Origin of the sequence: Mesorhizobium sp. M1295 (assembly GCF_040318135.1) — a bacterium.
GTDB lineage: Bacteria > Pseudomonadota > Alphaproteobacteria > Rhizobiales > Rhizobiaceae > Mesorhizobium.
Genome location: NZ_JAMYLU010000017.1, coordinates 88967 through 112064 on the forward strand (window position 1 = coordinate 88967; position 23098 = coordinate 112064).

The 23098-nt window shown below is 62.9% G+C and carries 25 protein-coding genes and 2 tRNA genes; 11 read left to right on the forward strand and 16 right to left on the reverse strand.

Annotation, left to right across the window (positions count from 1 at the left end; all coding sequences use genetic code 11):
- Positions 1-43 precede the first annotated feature (43 nt).
- Together NKH29_RS22550 and NKH29_RS22555 are read right to left on the reverse strand one after the other, a co-directional pair.
- Positions 44-120, reverse strand: a tRNA-Arg gene (locus tag NKH29_RS22550).
- A 54-nt stretch (positions 121-174) separates the two neighbouring features.
- A complete protein-coding gene (locus tag NKH29_RS22555) occupies positions 175-480 on the reverse strand; it encodes an ETC complex I subunit (RefSeq protein ID WP_352515784.1) in 306 nt (101 codons plus the stop codon).
- Positions 481-640: 160 nt separating this feature from the next.
- On the opposite strand from NKH29_RS22555, the gene NKH29_RS22560 reads away from it, so the two are divergent.
- Positions 641-717, forward strand: a tRNA-Pro gene (locus NKH29_RS22560).
- A 123-nt stretch (positions 718-840) separates the two neighbouring features.
- Here the strand turns inward: NKH29_RS22560 and NKH29_RS22565 are convergent.
- Positions 841-1668: an alpha/beta fold hydrolase gene (locus NKH29_RS22565; RefSeq protein WP_352495572.1), complete on the reverse strand. Its 828-nt coding sequence runs from the start codon at positions 1666-1668 to the stop codon at positions 841-843.
- Between the two features lie 129 nt (positions 1669-1797).
- On the opposite strand from NKH29_RS22565, the gene NKH29_RS22570 reads away from it, so the two are divergent.
- On the forward strand, positions 1798-2769 hold the full coding sequence (locus NKH29_RS22570; RefSeq protein ID WP_352495573.1) for a GlxA family transcriptional regulator: 972 nt from the start codon (positions 1798-1800) through the stop codon (positions 2767-2769).
- A gap of 240 nt (positions 2770-3009) precedes the next feature.
- Here NKH29_RS22570 and NKH29_RS22575 read toward each other — a convergent pair whose 3' ends face one another.
- The 4 genes from NKH29_RS22575 to NKH29_RS22590 all read right to left on the reverse strand — a co-directional run bounded on the left by NKH29_RS22575 (position 3010) and on the right by NKH29_RS22590 (position 5819).
- Positions 3010-3291, reverse strand: a complete 282-nt coding sequence (locus tag NKH29_RS22575) for a hypothetical protein (protein ID WP_352495574.1) — start codon at positions 3289-3291, stop codon at positions 3010-3012.
- Positions 3292-3353: 62 nt separating this feature from the next.
- Complete coding sequence (hdaA, locus tag NKH29_RS22580; protein ID WP_023719758.1) at positions 3354-4058, reverse strand: DnaA regulatory inactivator HdaA; 705 nt, start codon at positions 4056-4058, stop codon at positions 3354-3356.
- A gap of 5 nt (positions 4059-4063) precedes the next feature.
- Positions 4064-5290 carry an AI-2E family transporter gene (locus NKH29_RS22585; protein WP_023719759.1) on the reverse strand — a complete coding sequence of 409 codons (1227 nt, stop codon included), beginning with the start codon at positions 5288-5290 and terminating at the stop codon, positions 4064-4066.
- Positions 5262-5819 carry a CDP-alcohol phosphatidyltransferase family protein gene (locus NKH29_RS22590; protein WP_023719760.1) on the reverse strand — a complete coding sequence of 186 codons (558 nt, stop codon included), beginning with the start codon at positions 5817-5819 and terminating at the stop codon, positions 5262-5264. Before NKH29_RS22590 ends, NKH29_RS22585 begins: the two co-directional genes overlap by 29 nt.
- 141 nt (positions 5820-5960) lie before the next feature.
- Between NKH29_RS22590 and NKH29_RS22595 the strand changes: the two genes are divergently transcribed.
- A complete protein-coding gene (locus NKH29_RS22595; protein ID WP_352481774.1) occupies positions 5961-6653 on the forward strand; it encodes a hypothetical protein in 693 nt (230 codons plus the stop codon).
- 83 nt (positions 6654-6736) lie between these two features.
- Here the strand turns inward: NKH29_RS22595 and NKH29_RS22600 are convergent, their stop codons facing one another.
- The gene (locus NKH29_RS22600; protein ID WP_156948088.1) at positions 6737-7243 is read right to left on the reverse strand and encodes a hypothetical protein; all 507 of its coding nucleotides are present in this window, start codon (positions 7241-7243) and stop codon (positions 6737-6739) included.
- 65 nt (positions 7244-7308) lie between these two features.
- Here NKH29_RS22600 and purM point away from each other — a divergent pair, with 65 nt between their 5' ends.
- The 5 genes from purM to NKH29_RS22625 all read left to right on the forward strand — a co-directional run bounded on the left by purM (position 7309) and on the right by NKH29_RS22625 (position 10833).
- Complete coding sequence (gene purM / locus NKH29_RS22605; RefSeq protein ID WP_023719763.1) at positions 7309-8373, forward strand: phosphoribosylformylglycinamidine cyclo-ligase; 1065 nt, start codon at positions 7309-7311, stop codon at positions 8371-8373.
- On the forward strand, positions 8370-9077 hold the full coding sequence (gene purN / locus NKH29_RS22610; RefSeq protein WP_353000612.1) for a phosphoribosylglycinamide formyltransferase: 708 nt from the start codon (positions 8370-8372) through the stop codon (positions 9075-9077). Before purM ends, purN begins: the two co-directional genes overlap by 4 nt.
- A 172-nt stretch (positions 9078-9249) precedes the next feature.
- Positions 9250-9951 (forward strand): class I SAM-dependent methyltransferase, encoded by a 702-nt coding sequence (locus NKH29_RS22615; RefSeq protein ID WP_198030504.1) that lies wholly within the window; start codon positions 9250-9252, stop codon positions 9949-9951.
- Between the two features lie 48 nt (positions 9952-9999).
- Positions 10000-10203, forward strand: a complete 204-nt coding sequence (locus NKH29_RS22620; RefSeq protein WP_352495577.1) for a hypothetical protein — start codon at positions 10000-10002, stop codon at positions 10201-10203.
- A 114-nt stretch (positions 10204-10317) separates the two neighbouring features.
- Positions 10318-10833 carry a SixA phosphatase family protein gene (locus NKH29_RS22625; protein WP_023719766.1) on the forward strand — a complete coding sequence of 172 codons (516 nt, stop codon included), beginning with the start codon at positions 10318-10320 and terminating at the stop codon, positions 10831-10833.
- 114 nt (positions 10834-10947) lie between these two features.
- On the opposite strand, the gene NKH29_RS22630 is transcribed toward NKH29_RS22625, so the two are convergent.
- The 8 genes from NKH29_RS22630 to NKH29_RS22665 form a co-directional block, all read right to left on the reverse strand.
- A complete protein-coding gene (locus tag NKH29_RS22630; protein ID WP_352481779.1) occupies positions 10948-11220 on the reverse strand; it encodes a DUF680 domain-containing protein in 273 nt (90 codons plus the stop codon).
- A 275-nt stretch (positions 11221-11495) separates the two neighbouring features.
- The gene (locus NKH29_RS22635; protein ID WP_352791879.1) at positions 11496-11729 is read right to left on the reverse strand and encodes a DUF680 domain-containing protein; all 234 of its coding nucleotides are present in this window, start codon (positions 11727-11729) and stop codon (positions 11496-11498) included.
- Between the two features lie 386 nt (positions 11730-12115).
- Complete coding sequence (locus tag NKH29_RS22640; RefSeq protein ID WP_502907189.1) at positions 12116-14338, reverse strand: cation:proton antiporter domain-containing protein; 2223 nt, start codon at positions 14336-14338, stop codon at positions 12116-12118.
- A gap of 185 nt (positions 14339-14523) precedes the next feature.
- A complete protein-coding gene (locus NKH29_RS22645; protein WP_353000614.1) occupies positions 14524-15222 on the reverse strand; it encodes a DUF2270 domain-containing protein in 699 nt (232 codons plus the stop codon).
- A 58-nt stretch (positions 15223-15280) separates the two neighbouring features.
- Entirely contained in the window at positions 15281-17389 is a 2109-nt protein-coding gene (locus NKH29_RS22650; protein WP_352791881.1) for a molybdopterin-containing oxidoreductase family protein, read from the reverse strand.
- A 42-nt stretch (positions 17390-17431) separates the two neighbouring features.
- Positions 17432-17629, reverse strand: coding sequence for a hypothetical protein (locus NKH29_RS22655; protein ID WP_023719772.1), 198 nt, complete (start codon positions 17627-17629; stop codon positions 17432-17434).
- 4 nt (positions 17630-17633) lie between these two features.
- Positions 17634-19511, reverse strand: coding sequence for an ABC-F family ATP-binding cassette domain-containing protein (locus tag NKH29_RS22660; RefSeq protein ID WP_023719773.1), 1878 nt, complete (start codon positions 19509-19511; stop codon positions 17634-17636).
- A gap of 454 nt (positions 19512-19965) precedes the next feature.
- Positions 19966-20145: a membrane lipoprotein lipid attachment site-containing protein gene (locus NKH29_RS22665; RefSeq protein ID WP_023719775.1), complete on the reverse strand. Its 180-nt coding sequence runs from the start codon at positions 20143-20145 to the stop codon at positions 19966-19968.
- Positions 20146-20277: 132 nt separating this feature from the next.
- On the opposite strand from NKH29_RS22665, the gene NKH29_RS22670 reads away from it, so the two are divergent.
- The 3 genes from NKH29_RS22670 (at position 20278) to NKH29_RS22680 (ending at position 23078) form a co-directional block, all read left to right on the forward strand.
- Entirely contained in the window at positions 20278-20451 is a 174-nt protein-coding gene (locus tag NKH29_RS22670) for a hypothetical protein (RefSeq protein WP_023719776.1), read from the forward strand.
- Positions 20452-20545: 94 nt separating this feature from the next.
- Positions 20546-22627: an ATP-dependent helicase gene (locus NKH29_RS22675; RefSeq protein ID WP_023719777.1), complete on the forward strand. Its 2082-nt coding sequence runs from the start codon at positions 20546-20548 to the stop codon at positions 22625-22627.
- 148 nt (positions 22628-22775) lie between these two features.
- On the forward strand, positions 22776-23078 hold the full coding sequence (locus tag NKH29_RS22680) for a DUF982 domain-containing protein (protein WP_023719778.1): 303 nt from the start codon (positions 22776-22778) through the stop codon (positions 23076-23078).
- Positions 23079-23098 lie beyond the last annotated feature (20 nt).

A 23098-nucleotide genomic window follows, 5' to 3' on the forward strand; every position in this document is an offset into this window, starting at 1 on the left:
CGCGACTGGCGAGTGAACCTGTCCGGAATGGACGCTGAAATATTGGCGATCCCGACAGGATTCGAACCTGTGACCATCGGCTTAGAAGGCCGGTGCTCTATCCAGCTGAGCTACGGGACCGCTGGCCGGCCGCATGACCGGCTGATTGTTGGCGCCGGCAGGGCCGGTATGAGATCAATGCGTCCAGGGCGTCCTGCGGTCATAGCGGAAATTCTCCGCATAGGAAATCTGGCGGCGTTTGATTTCCTTCGGCTCCTCGACGCGGAAAGACAGCCCTTCCTTCTCGGCATAGGCGACCGCCTCTTCCCTGGTGTCAAAGGTCAGCCTGATCTGGCTTCGCATGTCGCCGGACGTGGTGTAGCCCATCAGCGGATCGATCTTCTTGCGCTGCTCCGGATCGAATTCCAGCACCCAATAGCCGGTCTTGGCCTTGCCGGACTGCATCGCGGTTTTGGCTGGGCTGAAAATGCGGGCTGACATGACCACCTCATTGCTGGTTGCAAGCACACGACCTCGAAACCAGATTACTATTCTCTGGCCATGCACTAGCCCGTCATTACTGCGCAATGGCGCCGGCAGCAAGGCCGATGGCTTTTTACGCTTGCTTTGGCGGGCCGAAATCAATAGGCAACAGACCGTTCGGAGTGTAGCGCAGCCTGGTAGCGCATCTGGTTTGGGACCAGAGGGTCGGGAGTTCGAATCTCTCCACTCCGACCATTCATCAAGCAAATCTCGTCGGCAGCGCAAGCTGATCACGCTCGAGCGTGATCCGTCGCCGTATCATGCTCAGGCAACGGACGGACAGCACGAGCCTGCGCTGCCCGTCCGATATGGAAGATGTCAGCCCTGGATGAAGGCCAGCAGATCCGGATTGATGATCTCCGGATGGGTGGTGCACATGCCGTGCGGCAGGCCCTTGTAGATCTTGAGCGTGCCGTGCTTCACCAGCTTGGCCGCAAGCAGCGCGGAATCGGCGATCGGCACGATCTGGTCGTCGTCGCCATGCATGATCAGGACGGGAACCTCGATCTTTTTGAGATCGTCGGTGAAATCGGTCTCCGAGAATGCCTTGATGCAGTCGTAATGGGCCTTGGCTCCGCCCATCATGCCCTGGCGCCACCAATTGTCGACGGCGCCTTGCGAGATCTTGGCGCCGTCGCGGTTGAAGCCATAGAACGGGCCGGCCGGCACATCCCTGTAGAACTGGGCGCGATTAGCGGCCAGAGCCGCGCGAAAGCCGTCGAAGACTTCGATCGGCAAGCCGCCGGGGTTGCTGTCGGTCTTGACCATAATCGGCGGCACGGCGCCGATCAGCACCGCCTTGGCAACACGGCCTCCGCCGCCATAAAGCGCGACGTAACGCGCCACCTCGCCGCCACCGGTCGAGTGGCCGATGTGGATCGCATCCCTGAGATCGAGATGCGCCGCGAGCGCCGCAACATCGGCGGCGTAGGTGTCCATCTCATTGCCGGTCGCGGTCTGCGACGAGCGGCCGTGGCCGCGGCGGTCATGGGCGATGACGCGGTAGCCCTTTTCGACGAAGAACAGCATCTGGTTGTCCCAGTCGTCTGAGCTCAGCGGCCAGCCGTGATGGAACACGATCGGCTGGCCCTTGCCCCAATCCTTATAGAAAATCTCGGTGCCGTCATGGGTGGTGAATGTGCTCATCGTCCTACTCCTTGATGGAAAGCTGGGAGGTAACAGGGAAGCTTTTAGCCCCTTCAGCTGGACAAATTATAACAGTGCGGTCAGGGTGAGCATTGGCAAAACGGACATTCAACGTGGCAAAACTGACAAATGACGGCTGCGCGTGATCTGATCGAAATCGGCCTTGTCTTGTATCCCGGCGTGCAGGAAGCAGCCGTGCTCGGCCTGACCGATCTTTTCATGCTGGCAAACCGGCTGGCTGTCGAGCGGTCGCCGGAGGCGGCGAGGCTTCGCGTCAGCCATTGGCAATTGGACGCGGGCAATACCGTAATCCGCACCTTCGACAGCGACCCCGGCGCCGACAATGAACCGGCCATGGTCATCCTGCCGCCGACCCTGCTGCAGCCGATCCCTCGCGAGGCGGCCGCGCCCTATGCCGGCTGGCTCAGGGACCGTCATGCGGCAGGCGCGACGCTCGGTTCGGTCTGTGCCGGCGCCTTCGTGCTTGCCGAGACCGGCCTGTTGTCCGGTCGCGCCGCGACAACGCACTGGGCCTATCGCGACGCGCTGGCGCTACGCTTTCCAGACATCTTGCTCGACGCCGACAGGCTGGTCATCGACGATGGCGACATCATCACCGCGGGCGGCTACATGGCCTGGACCGACCTCGGCCTCAAGCTCGTGGACAGGGTGCTCGGGTCAACCGTCATGATGGACACGGCGCGTTTCATGCTGGTCGATCCGCCGGGCCGCGAGCAACGTTTTTACAGCCCGTTTGCGCCGCGATTGACCCATGACGACGAAGCGATCCTCAAGGTGCAGCATTGGCTGCAGGCGAACGGCGCGCGCGACGTGACGCTCGGCGCCATGGCCGAGCATGCGGGGCTGGAGGAGCGGACCTTTCTGCGACGCTTCCGAAACGCCACTGGCCTCAGGCCGACCGAATATTGTCAGCACCTGCGGGTCGGCAAGGCGCGCGAGATGCTGGAAACCACGATACGATCGATCGACCAGATCGCCTGGGAGGTCGGCTATGACGATCCCGGCTCCTTCCGCAAGGTATTCGCCAGGATAACCGGCCTGGTGCCCGGCGATTATCGCCGGCGCTTTGGCGTGGAATGAGCTGTGATTGCGGGTGGAGAGAGCTGAGGCCCGGCCGCCGCGCAATGGCGCTATCGATTCGATGCTGCCAAAGGCAAGCTCGCCGGGAAGAGAACCCCAACCACCCCATCTCCCGGCGAGCCTACTTACCTGATTGATACGCAATCAGGACCGGGATCAGCCGGCAAGCTCTTTGTTGCAAGACAGATGCCAGTCTTTCTTCTCGAAATGGGACACAGACGGGAATGAGCTCCCTGATGTTCACGCCGAGGCTTTTTGCCTGATGTGCCGGATCAGTCGAATTCCTGAAATTAGCAGCAATGCGCCTCCGACTTCCACGACCAGGATCACGGCCGAGCCCCAGGGAATAGCTGGCCAAAACTCCGAAAAGGCTTGCCTGAGCCAGGTGCTATGAGCAGGCTCCTCGCCGTAGGTCCTGAGCATCAAGTCCGCGTAATCGAAGATCTCTTGGACCACGATCGCCGACCAGAACAGCGATGAGACAAGCCATATCAGTGCGATTCGTCTGACGATCGGGCTCATTCCAATACCTACTGTCAAAAAGATCGACTTGATTAGCACACCCGCCAAACGAGATCATCCCGCTATATCTCGAACTCGCCCTGCCCTTCATCCATGGCGCTGACCGTCTCGGCTGCGAGCGCTCGCGTTATCGGCGTCTTGCGCTCGAGCGCGGTGCGGTCGAGCCGTTCGACCACCCGCATGGCGGTGGCCAGCGAGCGTTCGATGCGGCGCACCAGGTATTGCACGACATGCGGCTCGACCTCGACCTGGCGGTCGGCGAACAGTTTTGTGATGACGCCGGCCAGCAAGAGATCGTCGGGCTCGTGGATCTCGACGGTAGCCGCCGCCTTGAGCCGCGACGCCAGGTCGGGCAGCCTGACGCCCCAGGCGGAGGGAAAGCGGCGCGCCGTCAACAGTAAGGTCGAGCCGGCGCCGCGCACCGCATTGATCAGGTGGAACAGGCCGTGCTCGTCGACCGGGCCGGCGTCGACATCGTCGATCAGGGCCGGATGCGCGCCGAGATTTTCGATACAGTCGCCGATGCGGGCGGCCTCCACTTTCACCGCGTCGGCGCGGGTCCGCCAGATCGAGGCCAGATGGGTTTTTCCCGAGCCGGCCGGCCCAGCCAGCACGACAACCGGCGACGGCCAGTCCGGCCAGCGGTCGACAAGCGCCGCGGCCTGGCTGTTGGTGGCGGAGACGACGAGCTCGTCACGCGAATAGCCGGTGCCGTGGCCTAGATCGAGCGGCAATTGGCGCGGCGGATCGATCTTGTTGTCCGGCATCTGGCTCAACCGCGCGCGCCCCCGCGGCGCCGAACCGGCAGCGGCGGCACCGGCTCGTCGGCATGGCCCTTGTAGAGCGGCGATTCGAGATAGCGCGCGATGGCGAAACGCACCAGAACGGCAACGGCGGCGGAAGCCGGAACGGCGATCAGCAGGCCGACGAAGCCGAACAGCGCGCCGAAGGCAAACAGCGCAAACATCAGCCATACCGGATGCAGGCCGACGCTTTTGCCGACTAACCGCGGCTGCAGGATGTTGCCCTCGATGAACTGGCCGACGAAGAACACGCCTGCCACTGCCGCGATCATGGTCCAGTCCGGCCAGAACTGGACGAAGGCAACGCCGACAGCCAGCACCAGCCCGGTCAGCGAGCCGACATAGGGGATGAACGAGATCAGCCCGGCGAACAGGCCGATGAGGATGCCGAAATTCAGGCCCGTCAGCGTCAGGCCGGTGGCATACATGGCGCCGAGCACCAGGCAGAGCGTACCCTGGCCGCGCACGAAGCCGGCGGTCGCGGTGTTGATGTCCCTGGCGATCGCCCGGACCGTCTTGACATAGTCGCGCGGCACCCAGCCGTCGACGATTGCCACCATGCGGTCCCAGTCGAGCAGCATGTAGAAGGCGACGACCGGCGTCACCACGAACAGGCTGACAACCGAGACCAGCGCCACGCCGGAGCTCCAGATCGAGGTGAAGACCGTAGTCAGGAGACCGAAGCCGGAGGTCAGCAGCGAGTTCAGCCCTTCGCGCAGGCCATTGGCGTCGACGCCGAATTTCTCTTCCAGCCATTTCGGGTCGAAACTGGTGATCAGGCTCTGCAGCCGGGTCAGATAGTCCGGCAGCTTGCTGGCGAAATCAGCCATCTGCGAGGCGAGCACCGGAACCAGGATGACGACGGCCAGCACCAGGACGACGATAAAGGCGATGAGGATGACCACCGTCGCCATCAGCCTGGACAGGCCGAGACGCTCCAGCCGGTCGGCGACAGGGTCGAGGAAATAGGCGAGCACCATGCCGGCGACGAAGGGCAGAAGGATGCCGCTGAAGACATAGAGGAAGACGGCGAGGATGATGGCGCTGACCAGCCAGAAGCGGATCTGGCGGCGAAACGACGCCGATGCCGCAGCCTCCGCTGCCGCGGCTTCGGCCTCGGCGTCGATCGACCGTTCGTCGGGTCCCTGGTGTTCAGGTGCCCCGCGTTCAGGTGCCGGGTGTGGAGCCTTCGCCATAGCCGCTCATATGCCTCAGCCAAGCCACGAGATAGGCCGCGGCCGAAGCCACGGTCAAGACCCCGGACAGCAATATGAGGGCCGGCCTCAGCGGATCGAGACGGATGTCGAAGGCGAGTTCGCCCAACACCACTGCCGCCAGCACGATCTGGATCGCGGTGTTGGCCTTCGACACCAGGAGCGGCTTCATCTCGACGGGATGCGCCATCACGGTGGATAAAAGCACGGCGCAGACGATCAGCGCGTCGCGCGACACCATGGTGATGACCAGCCATAGCGGCAACTCGCCGCTGATGCCCATAACCACGAAGACGGAGACCAGCAGCAGCTTGTCGGCCATCGGGTCGAGATAGGCGCCGAGCCTGGAAAACTGATTGAAATGGCGGGCAATGAAGCCGTCGACGCCGTCGGAAATGCCGGCAATGAGGAAGCCGGCAAAGGCCCAGTCCCAGCGTTCCTGCAGCATGGCCAGCACCACGGCCGGCACCAGCACGAAGCGCATGATCGTGATCATGTTGGGGATGGTCAAACGCATTATCCCGTCGCTCTTGTTTGTCGATACATGATGGAGATGGAGGGTCACGGCAAGTGAGAAGCGACAAAAGTTGGGCCGTGCACGGGTTTGTCGAGAGCGCACTGGCCGCGAAGCTATTTTGGAACAAGCGGCGCAGTGGCTGGACTCTTCGGCAACCATCAAGGCACCATGGCGCAACAAAGAGGGAGTGGAACCTTGTCTTTGGCCGTTGGCGAAGCGCGTAAGTATCTCGATACGTTCATGATGGGACATGGCTTTCGCCGCATCCGGAAAGGCGTCTTCGAAGTCGACCGGAGCGACGATATCAGCCTGATTCTCGAAGAAGCCTTTACTGCAAGCTCTGGCGATGTTCATGTGAACATGCTCGTTTACCTGGACTTTCTTACCGTCAGGCCGTTGCTTGAAAGGCTGTACGGCAAAAAATGGATCTGGCCCGGACTGTCGCAGTTTCATCCCGAAACGATATTTAACAATGAGCTGAAAGCTTATGCTCGTTACTTCGAGAACCTTGACCAGACGAGCATAGATAGGTTGCTGGGGAAATATGTCGAGCTGGCGCGACGGATCAGGGCTCAGAATCCGGACCTCGCCAGTTACGTCGCCGGACATAGCGAGTTGCTCGACAAACCTTACGAATTCACACAGCCCTTCGCAGTTCGGATCCTCGCGCTGATTGCCTGCGAAATCGAACTTGGGCACTACGAGCGGGTGAGGCAGGCTGTGCACTGGATTCGAACGAACAATAGCGGAATAGCGCTGAGCGGCTACGCCAAGGCACAACTCGACCGCGTCGACATGGTTCTGGCGGAACGAGAGGGACGTCCATAAGGGCGGCAGCTTGGGCGACTGTCCACTCTTTTGTCGAGCCAAGACAGTCTGATCCCGCCGTCATCCTTGCGAGGTGCGGCCGTTCATGCGAAGAGCCCGGGAAAGCAATAGCTTATTTTCCCTACTGCTGAATGACGATGGCGCAGAGAATCACAATCGCTTGGCGAGTAACGCTTTGCTATCTGGCCGGACTGACAGAAAGTCTGCTGGCTTTCGCATCTTTCGGAGCCCCGCACCGCAACATAGCGACGCAAGATCTTCTGTGGGCCTTCGCTCTTGAGCTGGCCGTGGGCGTGGTCGTCTCTTGGCCCCTCTGGCTGACGGCTGCGGTCGTGGCGTTTCTGTTCGCGAGGTCGGTCGTTGCAAATCCAGGTCTGTGGGCTGCCGCGGCGGCTTTGGTCGCCGCCGGCTTCTCGTATGGAATCCTGCCCTTCGACGGTGAAATCAGGTCTCTTGCCACCGTCGGTGGCCTCGCCGCAATTCTGGCGGGGATTTCTTTTTACTGTTGGAGTATATCGCGCCCGGTTCCGCCGGTATCCAACTGAAAACACCATCATCGCGCGCTTGCCTTGCGGGGCAAAACCGTTCATGCGAAGAGCCCGCAAGCGAATGAAACCAGCGACAGGCAAGCGCAACAGATGAGCAGGCGCCGGAAATGAGCAAGCGCAAGAACGGGCTCACCTATGCCGAAGCGGGCGTCGACATCGATGCCGGCAATCTCATGGTCGAGAAGATCAAGCCGCTGGTGCGTGCGACCCGCCGGCCGGGCGCCGATGGCGAGATCGGCGGCTTCGGCGGCCTGTTCGACCTAAAGGCCGCCGGCTTCACCGATCCGGTGCTGGTCGCCGCCAATGACGGCGTCGGCACCAAGCTGAAGATCGCCATCGACGCCGGCAAGCACGATACGATCGGCATCGACCTCGTCGCCATGTGCGTCAACGACATCGTCGTGCAAGGCGCCGAGCCGCTGTTCTTCCTCGACTATTTCGCCACCGGCAAGCTCGATCCCGACCAGGGTGCTTCGATCGTCGGTGGTATCGCCGCCGGCTGCCGGCAGGCCGGCTGCGCGCTGATCGGTGGCGAGACGGCGGAAATGCCGGGCATGTATCACGACAAGGACTACGACCTTGCCGGCTTTGCAGTTGGTGCCGCCGAACGCGGCCAGCTGTTGCCGACCGACGACATCGTCGAGGGCGACGTGCTGCTCGGCCTTGCCTCGTCGGGCCTGCATTCGAACGGCTTTTCGCTGGTCCGCCGCATCGTCGCGATAAGCGGCCTTGGCTGGGGCGATCCGGCGCCTTTCAATGACGAGGCGACACTGGCCGAGGCGCTGCTCGAGCCGACGCGCATCTACGTCAAGTCGATCCTCAAGGCGATCCGCAACACGCATGGCATCAAGGCGCTGGCCCATATCACCGGCGGCGGCTTTCCCGAAAACATCCCGCGCGTTCTGCCCAAGGATTTTTCGGCCGAGCTCGATCTCGGCGCCATCGAGGTGCCACCGGTGTTTTCGTGGCTGGCCAAGACCGGCGGCGTCGCGCCGGAAGAGATGATGCGCACCTTCAATTGCGGCATCGGCATGATCCTGGTCGTCGCCTCCGGTCAGGCGGCGCAGGTCGCCGCCGTTCTGCAGGAGGCCGGCGAGACGGTGACGCCGATCGGCCAGATCGTGCCGCGCCGCGATGCCGGCGTCATCTATCGGGGCTCGATCGGCCTATGACCAGAAAACGCACCGTAGTGCTTATTTCGGGGCGCGGCTCCAACATGACGGCGCTGATCGCGGCCGCCGGCAGCCCGGCCTATCCGGCCGAGATCGTCGGCGTCATCTCCGATCGCGCCAATGCCGCCGGCCTCGGCATCGCCGCGGCTCGCGGCATCGCCACCAAGGTGATTTCGCGCTCCGACTATGCCAGCAAGGAAGCGCATGACGGGGCGATCGATGCGGCCCTCTTGTCGTTCGGCGCCGAAATCGTCGCGCTGGCCGGCTATATGCGCATCCTCGGCGCGCGTTTCGTCGAGAAGTGGCAGGGCCGGATGGTCAATATCCACCCTGCCCTGCTGCCTGCCTTCAAGGGGCTGGATACGCACGCGCGAGCCATCCGCGCAGGCATGCGCATCCATGGCTGCACAGTGCATTTCGTCACGCTCGACATGGATGACGGGCCGATCATCGCCCAGGCCGCAGTGCCGGTGATGGTCGGCGACAATGAGGACACGCTGGCCGCTCGCGTGCTCAAGGCCGAGCACCAGCTCTATCCGCTGGCGCTGGGCCTGGTCGCCGAAGGCAAGGCGCGGATGGAAGCCGGCCGCACGGTGTTTTCGCGCTTCGCCGACGATGCCGACAACGCCACGTCGGTGGTGATCGCGCCCGACCCGCTGCGTGAAGAGACCGATCTTGAGCACCTGGCGCGGATAACGCCGTGATTGCTTTTCAATCGGCTGGGTCGTGAACCCCACAAATTAGCCGTGCGGTGGGCTGCGAAAGCCTGCTGTGTCTCGATAGCGGCCAGATTTTCGGCAGCACAGCGCAAGGACGCGATGTGCCAAAGGCAGACGCCAGTGATATTGATTTCGGGTATAACGAGGTATGACGTCCGTGCCCGAAACGACAGACTATGACACCATCGCCGGGCGTTACTCGGCGATGATCGATGAGCGGCCCTGGAATGCTCTCTACGAGCGCCCGACGACCTTGCATCTCCTGCCACCGGTCGACAATATCGATGTTCTTGATGCCGGTTGCGGTCACGGCTGGTACGCCGATTGGCTGATGTGCCACGGTGCTCGCGTGGTTGCTGTCGACCGTAGCGCCGCAATGGTTGCTCTCGCGCAAAAGCGCGTCGCAGGTCGCGCCCGCGTGATCCAGGGCGACGTGAGCAATCTGCAAGGTATCCTCGGCGACGAGACTTTTGACCTCGTGCTATCTTCGCTCGTCCTCCATTACCTAGCGGACCTACCAGCCGTTTTTTCTGAATATGCGCGGCTGCTTCGACCAACTGGCACGCTGGTATTTTCGACGCATCACCCAGTTCACGATCAGGTCAGCATTCTCGATCCTGGATATTTGAATGCCGAACTGATCGAGGAGGAATGGGGATGGCTCGGGCAGAAAATGCGCTACTATCGAAGGCCGCTACGCGATCTGACTGACCCTCTTGCGGATGCTGGATTTGTCATTGAGCGGATGTGCGAGCCGACGCCAAGTGAGGAACTGAGACTGAAGGACCCAAAGGGATATGATCGACTTTGCCGCCTCCCGGCGTTCATTTTCGTGCGCGCCCGGAAGGGCAGCTCATAGACGATGCGACGTCGCCGACAGCACAGGTAAGTCATAGGAGACAGCTTGATGGCGACCGTCGAAAAAGTCAGCGAGGTGCTACCCGAATGCGGGCTTGGCCAGCCCTTGCGCATAGCCGAAGCGGAGCGATTACGGAAAGCCTGGGCGGAGGGGCTGGAGAGTGGTCCGTCCGCCCCGTTCGACATCGAGGATATAAAACAAAAAGCCCGCAGCAGGTTCGGCAACGCCATCAAAAACCAGCGGAATGGCTGACATCCGGATCGTTGACGGCAAATTATCTCGTGCTTTATTGACTGGCCGAACAATGCGTCGAGATTGTCCGCGTCGTGCATGGCGCACGCGATGTTTCGGCCTTATTTTGAAACCATGATGCAATTGCTGCTCCTGCGTCACGCTAAGTCGAGCTGGGACGATCCTGGCCTCATCGATTTCGACCGGCCGCTGTCCGGGCGCGGGCGGAAAGCAGCGCCGCTGGTCGGGCGCGAACTGACCCGGCGCGGCTGGCTGCCGGAGCTGGCGCTGGTGTCGCCGGCGCTGCGCACCCGCGACACATGGCGGCTGGTTTCGGCGGAATTGCCGGCGAAGGTGCAGGCCAAATTTGCCCAGGCGCTCTACGAGGCAGCGGCGGCGGACATCCTCGCCAAGGTGCGGCAAGTAAAGGCGGAGACCGGAACGCTGCTGGTGCTTGGCCACAATCCCGGGTTGGAGGAGTTCGCGCGCGGGCTTGCCGGGGCTGGATCGGATGAAGCGGCGCTGAAAAAGCTGGCGGAAAAATTCCCGACCGCGGCCCTGGCTCGGTTCGACGTCGATGGCGATTGGGCCGGTCTCACCTTCGGCAGCGCCCGACTGACGCACTGCATTTGGCCGAAGGATCTGCGTTAGGGATTTACCAACAGGCCGGGGGAAAAACCGCCGATCCCTCGACCGACCGAGCTTCGCACAAACAAGAGCGGCGGGCCAAGCCCGCCGTTCTTTGTGCTCCCGGGGTTTGAGGAACTAGCGGCCCCAGTTGCCCCGGCCAGATTGGGGCACTACGGGCTGATCCGTGCCGAACCGGGTCGTCGCCCCGGTGTCGACGGCGTTGTGCTCAGCCGTCAGCGGCTTGCGGATGGAACCGGTAAACCCGCTGTCGATAGCGCCGACAGGCGCATTGCCAACAGGCGCGGCCGGCTGGTTGGCACCGTCCGAACCATAGTGGTCGCTGCCGGCAAAGGCGCTGCCCGTGGCGGTGAGGACGATAGCGGCGATGGTAAGAGCAATCTTGGTCATTTCGGGTACTCCAGTGTGCTGGTCATTCGTGAGTTGTCGTTGCTTTCGACGCATTCGAGATGAGAGCGCTGCCCGCACCGACGAATACGCATCGGCTTTTTCCGACGTGCACGTTGCTGGACGATTTCAGCAACCGAGATTGTGGCTACAGATGAAACCTGCAATTCAAAGTATTCGATTGGCGCAGGATTCGATCCAGCGCTCGTCCCGGCTGATACGCGAAAGCAAGAGTAGCGGGCCGAGCCCGCCGTCTTTGTGTTCCGGGGCTGTGATAATCAGCGGCCCCAGATGCCTTGGCCGGATTCAGGCGCCACCGACTCGGAAGTCGTCTTGGCACCGGTATGCTCGGAAGTAACCGGCTTGCGGATCGAGCCGGTGAACGTGTTGTCAACGTTGGCAGCAGGAGCGGCCGGCTGGTTGACGTTGTCTGAGCCATAATGGTCGCTGCCGGCAAAAGCAATGCCGGTGGCAACGAGGATGGCGCCGGCGGTAAGAGCGATCTTGGTCATTTCAGGTACTCCGGTAGTTCTTTGGTCTGTCCGTCAAGTGGCGTGCCTTGGGAAGAATTCGCGTCGCTCGGACCGCCCCGAGATGGGTCCGCAAGCTTGTCGTTTCCAATCACAAAAATTTTGTACAGGTGCGCCAAATTGGCCGCTTGAAATTCGACATGCGGCTCCTCTCGCCACACTGTTCTTATTTCTTTTCAATTGGTTATGCGGTTATTGGTGATTTTCAGCGCGAACATTCTGTGAGCCGGCGTTCAGCCATTCCTGTATTCCTGTACCCTCTGTCAACAGAACCGAACCGTTCGGTTCGAACTATTTTACGTTTGGCTGGATCAGCGCTTCAGAGCCTCGATCGACATGCCTGCCGACCGATCAATGCCCAGTAAAAATCACGCTGCCAGCTCAGCGCCAGCGGTGTCATGCTTGGGCCGCGCGCTGGCCAGAAGCACGACGGGGCAGTTGCAGGCGGCTAAAACAGCGCTGGCGGTTTCGCCGAAGAACAGGTCCTCACCCGGACGTTGGGTGACACCCATCACGACGATCGCCGCGCCTTTGGCCGCCTCCCTAGTGATCGCCTTGTCGGGTGTGACGCGGGTATGGAACGCGGTGTCGATATGCAGGCCGTAGCGGCCCGCCAAGTCGGCGATGTCTTTCAGCACGGCCTCTTCGCGGCTATGCGACACGGATGTCGACCTGCGCCCCTTGGCTGCTTTTTGCGAGACGTAGAGAACCTTGATCCGCGCCCGGTTTGGACGGGCCAGCGCCAGCGCCAAGTCGGCGGCGCGGCGCGCCACCTGGGTACCGTTGACGGGGACGAGAATGCTGGTGCCGGCCTTCAGCGTTGGCATCTTTTCGGCAGCATTGCCGCCGTTCAGGACCAGGCAAAGCGGGCCGTCAAATCCTGCGGCAATGTCGTTGAGGGCCGGCGCGAAGGCGCCATCGGCGGTCAGCACATTGTCGAGGCCGACCAGCAACAGGCCGTATCCCTTGCGGGCCTCTTCGGCGATCGTCTCACCGGTGGCTTCCAACTCGGTGCGGGCCGTCAGGTGGACTTTGCCGACAAGCGTATCTTCGATCCGTTTTACCGCCTGGGCGCTTTTCTTTGCACCCTTCTTGATTTCCTGCAGGGCGCGCTCCTGTCCCTTGCTGTCGCTCGGCCTGTCAATTCGGCCGTCTTTCGGCTGAAGCAAGGTGGTGGGCAGGCGAAGCAAGGTAGTGGGCATGCCGCTGCCTCCGCCGACCAGTCCGGCGAGATGGGCAGTGAACTTGCCAATCCTGCTGTCGTCGACCAGCACCAGCAGCCGCTCCAGCCTGGAAATGAAGCCGTATTCGTCCAAGGCCTCGCGCTCGACACGCTGCTGCTCGTCGTGACCGACCGGCAGCCGGCCGAGCGCCCAGCGCAGCATCGGCGGCATGGCCAGCGTGGTGACCACGGCCATGGTGACGATCATGGTGAAGAGATTGTGCGACAGGATGTTCATCGACAGGCCGATGCTGGCGACGATCACCTCGGTCGAGCCGCGCGCGTTCATGGCGCTGCCCACGGCGATTGCTTCCTTGAACGACATGGCGGCGAGCCTAGCGCCGATGAACGCGCCGCCAAACTTGCCGATGCTGGCGATAACCACCAGAGCGCCCGTCAGCATGGCAAGCGTCGGATCGGCAAGCACTGTGAGGTCGGCGGAAAGCCCCGCCATGCCGAAGAAGATCGGCATGAACAGCGCGGTGATGACGCCGCGCAGCTGGCCTTCGATATGGCTGGAGAGGATGGGCGATTCACCGACAAGAATGCCGGCGACGAACGCACCCAGGACGGTATGCACGCCTATCATATTGGTGATCAGCGCCATCACGCCCATGATGATGAGGATCATGGTGATCACCGCGAAGTCGCTGTGGAATTGATCGTTGGTCCAGCGGATCAAGGTGAAGACAAGACGGCGGCCAATGGTGAAGGAGAACACCATGAATAGTGCCACCGCGGCGATGGTGGTCACCAGCGGCGCGAACTGCAGCCTGCCATTGGTGGCGATGCCGAAGGTTACGGCGATGATAAGCCAGCCGATCGTGTCCTCGATGATCGCCGAGGAAATAATCACCTGTCCGAGGTTGCGGCGCATGAAGTTCATCTCGCGCACCACCATGGCGACGATCTTGACCGACGAGATCGACAGCGCGGTGCCCAGGAACAGCCCGGCGACGGTGCGTTGCGTGGCGTCAGACAGCAATGCGCCCGGCAGGAACTGCGCCAGCGCGAAACCGCAGATGAAAGGCACCACGACGCCGGTCGCCGAAATGGAAAAACAGGCCGCGCCAACCCGGCGCACCAGCCGCAGGTCCGTCTCCATGCCGGTCAGCAAAAGCAGCATCAGGATGCCGAGCTGTGAGACGGCGTCGATCATGCCCTTTTGCGCAGGATCGCTGGGAAAGATCAGGTGCTGGGCCGATGGCCATAGCCAGCCGAACAGCGAAGGACCGAGCAGGATGCCGCCGATCAGTTGGCCCATGATTGCCGGCTGGCCATAGCGCTGCAGCACTTCGCCCAGGCCGCGCCCGACAAGCAGCAGCAGGACGATCTCGGCAACGAAAGCGCCTTCGCCCGAACCGCCCATTCCCGAAGCCTTGGTTCCGGCAACAAGCGTCTCCGCCGCCCGGGCCGCTCCTGCGGGGACGAATGCACAAACCAACAGCGCCAGGCTGGAACGTGTCGGAGCCTGCCAAGCCATGAAACCCCCATCGCCCAATGCACCTGCCCCACAACGCGCGACAGGCCGTTGCGTTGCTAGACAGGGCATTGCTAGACGTGGACGTCACCGAAGGAGAGTTCGCCGTCGTCGCTCTCCGTCAGGTAGGCTGCCATCAGCAGGCCGGCATAGAGGACGGCGACCAGCACGACGATGGCGCCACCAGGAACTGGACCCAGCGCAGCACTGGCGACGGCCTCACGCATCGACCCGACGAAGCCGATGCGGACGCCTTCGTTTAAGAGGCTGGGGGTCGACAGTTTGAGGATCCAGGCCAGCAGCAGGATCAGCAGCATATAGACGTAATTCCGACGCAGGCGGCGCGCCAAAGCCACGCGTTGCGAAATCAGGAATTTTGGTGCGCGCAGGCTCTCGCCGACGATCAACAGCCAATCGGACGCAAAATCCGGCTGCGGTGAGAATACCTGTGCGAAATAGTGCCGTTCGAACTGGCGCACGCGAGCCCGATAGAAGTCGAAGAAGCGGTATCGCCGCGCCTCGATCCACAGCAGCAGCAGAACAAGCAGCATGGCAAACAGCAGCACGCCATGGTGAGCGCTGGCTGTCGAAAGCGAGACGGACAGCATCGCCGCGACAACCGTTATCGCCCAATTGCTCGTCCGGTCCAGGCGGTCGCGCCACCCAGCCATGCGCGCAATCTCGGCGCGATGGAAGTGGGACATCGTGGTTACGAGTTCGCCGGACGAAAGCGTTCGCCCGATGGGGTCCGGCGCCGCCAACGCTTCTGCCATGACCATGCCTCCACCCGCCATGCGAAAACGGCCGGAGGAACATATCGTTCCGAACGCTTCAAGTTGCCGGGCGCAGCCAGACCTTGTTGTCGTGGAAGGCGGCGCCGCCATAGGGCGCCGGCGCATCGGCGCCAGTCAGCACGTTGATGCCCTCGCCGCGCTCATGGGCGCTGTTCGGCCAGATGCCTTCGGCGATGACCACGCCGCGCTTGATGCCGTCGAACAGTTTTGCGTGCAGCACCACTTCGCCACGCTGGTTGCCGACTTCGATGCGGCCGCCGTCGGCGACGCCGAGTGCCGCCGCATCATCGGGATGCAAGAGCAGCTCCGGCCGGCGCTCTTTTGCCTGCGACACCGGCGTTTCGGTGAAAGTCGAATTGAGGAAATTGCGCGCCGGCGAGGTGGTCAGCCGGAACGGGTGCGCCTCGTCCGCCACCTCGATCAGATCGACATGGTCGGGGAATTCCGGCAGGCTCGCCACCGGCCCGAACAGGCCCATGCTTTTCGGTGGCCGATTGGGCGACGCCTGGCCCGTCCAGTCGGCGCGAAAATGAAACTTCTTGTCGGCATGGCCGAAGCCGTCGAGGTAATGCGCGGCATCGAAATCCGGCTGCAAATCGACCCATTTCTGCTCTTTCAGGCTCGAAAAGCTGCCCAGCCCGCGCTTGCCCAGAATGACGTCGATATGCTGCTGCTCGGTCATGCCGAAGCCCGGGCGATCGGCGACACCGAGTCTTTTGCCGAGTTCCTCGATGACGAAATGGTTGGTGCGCGGACCTTCCGGCGGGTCGATCAGCTTCGGCCCGAGCGTGATGTGCTGGTTGCCGCCGCCCTTGTAGACGTCGTCATGCTCGAGAAACATCGTCGCCGGCAGCACCACATCGGCGAGCTTGGCGGTGTCGGTCATGAACTGCTCGTGCACGCAGGAGAACAGATCGTCGCGCAAAAAACCCTGCTTCACCAGCCGCTGCTCCGGCGCGACATTGACCGGATTGGTGTTCTGGATCAGCAGCGCCGTCACCGGCGGGCCGCCATAGAGCGCATCCTCAGCCCCGGTCAGCACCGGGCCGATGCGCGAATGGTCGAGATGACGGATCGCGGGGTCGCGCATCCGCGTGCCTTCGAGCAGTTCCTGATTGAGCTTGAAGATGCCCGAATTGGTATGGAAGGCGCCGCCGCCTTCATATTGCCAGCAGCCGGTGACCGCGGCGATCGAGGCTGCGGCGTGCATGTTGACCGAACCGTTGCGCTGGCGCGAAAACCCGTAGCCGAGGCGGAAGTAGGTCTTGTTCGTCGTGCCGACGAGACGGGCGAAGGTCTCGATTTCGTCGACAGAAAGCCCGGTGATATCAGCGGCCCATTGCGGCGTCCTCGTTTGAAGATGCGCTTCCAGACCATGCGGGTCGTCGGTGTATTTTTCCAAATAAGCGCGGTCGGCCATGCCGTCACGGAACAGCACGTGCATCACCGCGCAGGCCAGCGCGCCGTCGGTGCCGGGCTTCAGCACTAGGCCGAGATCGGCCTGCTTCATCGTCGCGTTCTCGTAAACATCGATGACGACGATCTTGGCTGCGCGTTCCTTGCGCGCCTTGATGGCGTGGGTCATGACGTTGACCTGCGTGACCACGGCGTTGGTGCCCCAGATCACCACGCAGTCGGATTTGCCCATCTCGCGCGGATCGGGGCCGCGCAGTGCGCCTGCCCCCATCATCCAGCCGGTCCAGGCCAGATTGGTGCAGATCGAACCGAAGAAGCCGGAGTATTTCTTGGCATGCCTGAGCCGCTCGATGCCGTCGCGCTGCACCAGACCCATCGTGCCGGCATAGTAATAGGGCCAGACCGTCTCCGAGCCGAATTTTGCCTCCGCCGCGATGAACTTTTCGGCGACAAGGTCGAGTGCGGCCTCCCAGCTCGCTTCCTTCCAGGCGCCCTCGCCCTTGGCGCCCGCCCGGATCAGCGGTTTCAGCAGGCGGTCGGGATGATGGACGCGGTCGGCGTAGCGGGCGACCTTGGCGCAGATGACGCCGGCCGTGTAGCTGTTGGCCTTGGCGCCATGGACGCGGCCGATACGCCTGGCGTCAAGCAACTCGACCTCGAGCGCGCAGGTTGAGGGACAATCATGCGGACAGGCCGAATGGCCGATTTTGAGCTTGGCGTGCTGATTCATGGGAGCAAACTAGCCGGTTGTGATAGCGGCGTGTAGGGCCAGTTACACGCCATCAATGCGCTTGAACAAGGCGTTGTAGGCACCGCATTTCGGGCAATGTATGTGGCGCTCGACATGCGATGATCCGGCTCCGGCGTCGATGACCAGCAGATTGCCGTCTCCACACTCAGGACATTTTACGACAGCTCCGGAATTGACGGCCAAAACCTTGGCAGCTTCGATCCACAGTTTTGCCGACATCGTCCTACTCCGCCGTGCCTTCCTCGTACTCCGCCGACATCGACAGCCATTTCTCCTCGTGGCCGGCCAGCTGTTGCGCGAGTTGTGAGCGTTCCTTGGCCAGCCTTGTCGCGGTCGAGGGGTCCTTTTCGTAGACGGCCGGATTGGCGAGTTCGTCCTCGATCAGGTCGATGCGCTTGCGGAGGCGGTCCATCAGCGCTTCGGTGGCGCGGATTTCCTTGGCCAGCGGCTCGAAAGCGGCGCGGCGCGCGGCTGCATCGCGGCGGCGGTCGGCCTTCGAGGCTTTGTCCGCCTCGCGCTTGCCGCGGCGGTCGCCGGAGACGCCGGTGACCAGCGTCTTGTAGTCCTCGAGGTCGCCGTCATACGGGTTAACCGCGCCCTCCTTGACCAGCCACAGCCGGTCGGCGGTCGCTTCGAGCAGATGGCGGTCGTGCGAGATCAGGATGACGGCGCCGGGAAAATCGTTCAGCGCATGGATCAGCGATTCACGGCTGTCGATGTCGAGATGGTTGGTCGGCTCGTCGAGGATGAACAGGTTCGGCCCCTCGAAGGCCGACAGGCCCATCAGGAGCCGCGCCTTTTCGCCGCCGGACAGGTCTTTGGCGGCGGTGTTCATCTTTTCGGTGGTCAGGCCGAACTGCGCGACGCGGCCGCGCACCTTGGATTCCGGCGCGTCCGGCATCAGCCGGCGGACATGCTCATAGGCGTTTTCGTCGGGCCTGAGGTCGTCGAGCTGGTGCTGGGCGAAGATTGCCACCTTCAGCCCGGGCGCCACGGTCATGCCGCCGGTCTCCGGCTTCAGCCGGCCGGCCAACAGCTTGGCGAAGGTCGACTTGCCGTTGCCGTTGGCGCCGAGCAGCGCGATGCGGTCGTCGGCATCGACGCGCAGCGTCATCTTCTTCAGGATCGGCGCACCCTCGGTATAGCCGACATTGACGTTGTTCAGCGCGATGATCGGCGAGGCCACCGTCTTCACCGGCTCCGGAAAGGAGAACGGCCGAACCGTGTCGTTCACAATCGCGGCGATCGGCTTCATCTTCTCCAGCGCCTTGATGCGCGACTGCGCCTGCCTCGCCTTCGACGCCTTGGCGCGGAAGCGCTCGACGAAGGATTCCATGTGCTTGCGCGCGGCTTCCTGCTTCACGCGGCCCTTCTCCTGCAATTCGCGCTGCTCGGTATATTGGCGCTCGAACTGATCGTAGCCGCCGCGCCAGAACGTCAGCTTCTTCTGGTCGAGATGGACGATCGAATTGACGGCTCGGTTGAGCAGGTCGCGGTCGTGCGAAATCAGCAGCACAGTGTGCGGGTATTTCGACACGTAGTTTTCCAGCCACAGCGTGCCTTCGAGATCAAGATAATTGGTCGGCTCGTCGAGCAGCAGCAGATCGGGCTCGGCAAACAGCACCGCGGCCAGCGCGACGCGCATGCGCCAGCCGCCGGAGAAGGACGAGGCCGGGCGCCGTTGTGCGGCGTCGTCGAAGCCGAGGCCGGCGAGAATGGTGGCGGCGCGTGACTCGGCCGAGTGCGCATCGATATCGGCCAGCCGCATATGGATATCGGCGATGCGGTGCGGATCGGTCGCCGTCTTTTCCTCTTCGAGCAGCGCACTCCGTTCAAGGTCGGCCTTGAGCACGATCTCGATCAGCGGCTCCTCGGTGCCCGGCGCTTCCTGAGCGACCTGGCCGATGCGTGTGTTCTTGGGCAGACTGATCGAGCCGGTCTCGGAGGCGAGGTCGCCGGTGATCGCCTTGAACAAGGTCGTCTTGCCGGTGCCGTTGCGGCCGACAAGGCCAGCCTTGCTGCCGGCCGGCAAGGTCAGCGAGGCATGGTCGAGAAGCAGGCGTCCGGCCATGCGGAGCGAAAGGTCGTTGATGATCAGCATGGCCGCGCTTTTGCACGGGACAACCATGCTTCGCAAGGGCTTGAGCCCCGGTTCGCCGCATAAGGCGCGAAAACCGGCAAGCAGGTGACGTCGACCCCCGCGCACCGCGACTTCCCGCAAAACGCAAAAAGAACCCGCTATCCTGAGGGGGGACAAGGAAAGCGGGTTCTTTCGTGAACGGCGGCCTTGGGAGCGTCCGATCGACACCCAAACACGCAGCAGCCGGGTTTGTTCCATGGGATAGACAAACCATGTGATGAACAAACGCCGGCGTGGCGGCAGGTTTGTCCACAGGGCGTGCCGTTTGTACGCTATCGGACCATGACGCTGCGGAAAGACTCGGCTATTCTTGGATGTGCGGCGGGCCTGATCTCCGCCTGGCCGGCGTCATCAGCTTCCTCCCAAGCGGCGCCGGCCACCCTTTTTTGACCGGCGCCGACGCCATTTGAAGCGGTCATTGTTTCGGCGGCGTGCCGGGCTGATCGCCGCCGGTCGTCGACTTCGGCACCGGATTCTTGTCGACCTGCGGATTCTGCTCGACCGTATCGCCAGGGGCCTTGGTCGGCTGGATGTTGTTGTCGCAACCCGCAACGGTCAGCGCTGCCACAAGCAGCAGGATTGAGCGCTTTTTCATCGCAGTCTCCTCTCGCCCGACAACGAGGCGTCGGCGATTTGGTTGCGCGATCGGTGTCGTTCCCGCATTCGCCGAGCAGTCGGGGAACAAAATGCCGCGTCTCCGGTTGCTCCAGAATCAATGGAGGAAGCCATGATCCGTCTGCTTATCGCCGGGGCAATCGTCTATGTTGCCTATCGCGTCGCCAAGAAAGTGATCGACGAGGTGCCCGACGATTTCGATCCGCTGCTGCTGCCGCCACCAGAAGACGATCGCGAGGCGCTGCGGCGGCAATCGGCAAGGATGGGCGTCGAGCCCGGGCGTTAGTCAACGGGCCTGCCCGCAAGGCTTCTTCGTTCACGAGCCCCATTCCGGCTCCGCAAACCGTTGCGAACAAAGCGGAAACGATGCTTGATGGGCGATGAACCTCGCCGCCCGTGATTCGTCCTTCCAGCCGGCCTATCTGGCAAAGCTCAACGCCGAGCAGCGGCTTGCCGTCGAACACGGCGACGGCAAGATCGCGGGGCCATTGCTGGTGATTGCCGGCGCCGGCTCCGGCAAGACCAACACGCTGGCGCACCGGGTCGCGCATCTGATCGTTAGGGGTGCCGATCCGCGCCGCATCCTTTTGATGACATTTTCGCGCCGTGCCGCGGCGGAAATGGCCAAGCGGGTCGAGCGCATCGCCGGCGAGGTGCTGGGCCGCGATGCTTCCGTCATCACCGATGCGCTGAGCTGGGCCGGCACGTTCCACGGTATCGGCGCCAGGCTGCTGCGTGATTATGCGCTGGAGATCGGTCTCGATCCCGCCTTCACCATCCATGACCGCGAGGATTCCGCCGACCTGATGAACCTCGCCCGCCACGAGCTTGGGTTTTCGAAGACCGAAGCCCGCTTCCCGACCAAGGGCACCTGCCTTGCGATCTATTCGCGTGCCGTCAATGCACAGGCGCCGCTCGGCGAGGTGCTGGGTTCGGTGTTCCCGTGGTGCGCCGGCTGGGCCGAACAGCTGAAACAATTATTCGCCAGATATGTCGAGGCCAAGCAGGCGCAGAACGTGCTCGATTACGACGATCTGCTGCTCTACTGGGCGCAGATGGCCGGCGAGCCGGAAATCGCCGCGCATCTGGGTGCACGTTTCGACCATGTGCTGGTCGATGAATACCAGGACACCAACCGGCTGCAGGCCTCGATCCTGACGGCCCTCAAGCCCGACGGATCGGGGCTGACGGTGGTCGGCGACGACGCGCAGTCGATCTATTCGTTCCGCGCCGCGGAAGTGCGCAATATCCTGGATTTTCCCAAGCAGTTCGCGCAGCCGGCCGAGGTCGTCATGCTGGAGCGCAACTACCGCTCGACCGAGACGATCCTGGCGGCGGCCAATGCGGTGATCGGCGAAGCGTCGGAACGTTTCACCAAAAATCTCTGGTCGGAGCGCAAATCGGCGGAAAAGCCGAAGCTGGTGAGCGTGCGCGACGAGATCGAGCAGGCGAGCTATGTCTGCCAGGCGATACTCACCGAGCGCGAGGCCGGTACCGTTCTCAAAGCGCAGGCCGTGCTGTTTCGCGCCTCGCACCATAGCGGCCCGCTGGAGATCGAACTGACGCGCCGCAACATCCCCTTCGTCAAATTCGGCGGGCTGAAATTCCTCGATGCCGCCCACGTCAAGGACGTGCTGGCCGTGCTGCGCTTTGCCGAAAACCCGCGCGACCGCGTCGCCGGCTTTCGCGTGCTGCAACTTCTGCCCGGCATCGGCCCTTCGGCCGCCAATGCGATCGTCGAGACCATGGCGACGTCGCTCGACGAGACGATGGGGCTTGCGCGCTACCGGCCGCCGCAGCGGGCCGCCGACGACTGGCCGGGCTTTGTCGCGCTCTATTGCGGCCTGCGCGCCGGCGCAAAGAAATGGCCGGCCGACATCGAGCAGGTCAGGCTCTGGTACGAGCCGCATCTGGAACGCATCCACGAGGATGCGACGACGCGCCGGGCCGATCTCCTGCAGCTCGAGCAGATCGCCTCCGGCTATGGATCGCGCGAGCGCTTCCTCACCGAGCTGACGCTCGATCCGCCGGACGCGACCAGCGACGAAGCCGGACCTCCGCACCGCGACGAGGATTATCTGATCCTGTCGACCATCCATTCGGCCAAGGGCCAGGAGTGGAAGAACGTCTTCGTGCTCAACACCGTCGACGGCTGCATCCCGATCGACCTAGGGGTCGGCAGCAAGGAGGACGTCGACGAGGAGCGGCGGCTGCTCTACGTGGCCATGACGCGGGCCAAGGATAGCCTGCATTTGGTGATGCCGCAGCGTTTTTTCGTCCACGGCCAGGCGGCGCGCGGCGACCGCCATGTCTATGCCTCGCGCACGCGCTTCATCCCGCGCCCGATCCTTGGTGCCTTCGAGCAGGTGGCGTGGGCCAGCGTCCAGGCCAGGGACGATCCGCGCCGCCAGCCGCAGGTGCGCGTCGATCTCGGCGCCCGCATGCGCGGCATGTGGAAATAGGCACCCGCCTCGGCGCGCTGCTCACCCGGGCGAGCGAAAAAAACAAATCACGGCTACATGGAACCTCGCGCCGTGATCCGCGTTTCTGCCCGACCCCCAGACCGGAGAACGGCGTCCGCCGTGACCTCCGCCCATTCGAGAGGCCAGAATGCACGACAGGACGTTTTCCACACCGGTCGCCCTAACCGTTGGCGCCGGCTACAAGCGGACGATCGCTTCGTTCTCCGAGATGCACGAGTTCCTGACCGAGTTCCCGCCTTCGCGCCGGCGGCTGAGCTATGGCGCCGCGGTAAAGGCCTGCGAGGCGGCACGCGCCGGCGAGATCTCGGCCGAAGCGGCACGCGACGCCCTGATCACCTTCGCCGTGACGGCCGGCATCCTCTGGCCGGCCGCCCAGCCGGCAGTCTCGGTCAAGCCGGTCGTCCGGGGCCTCGGCGGCTACGCCGCCTGACGCAACCTCTTCGTCATCAT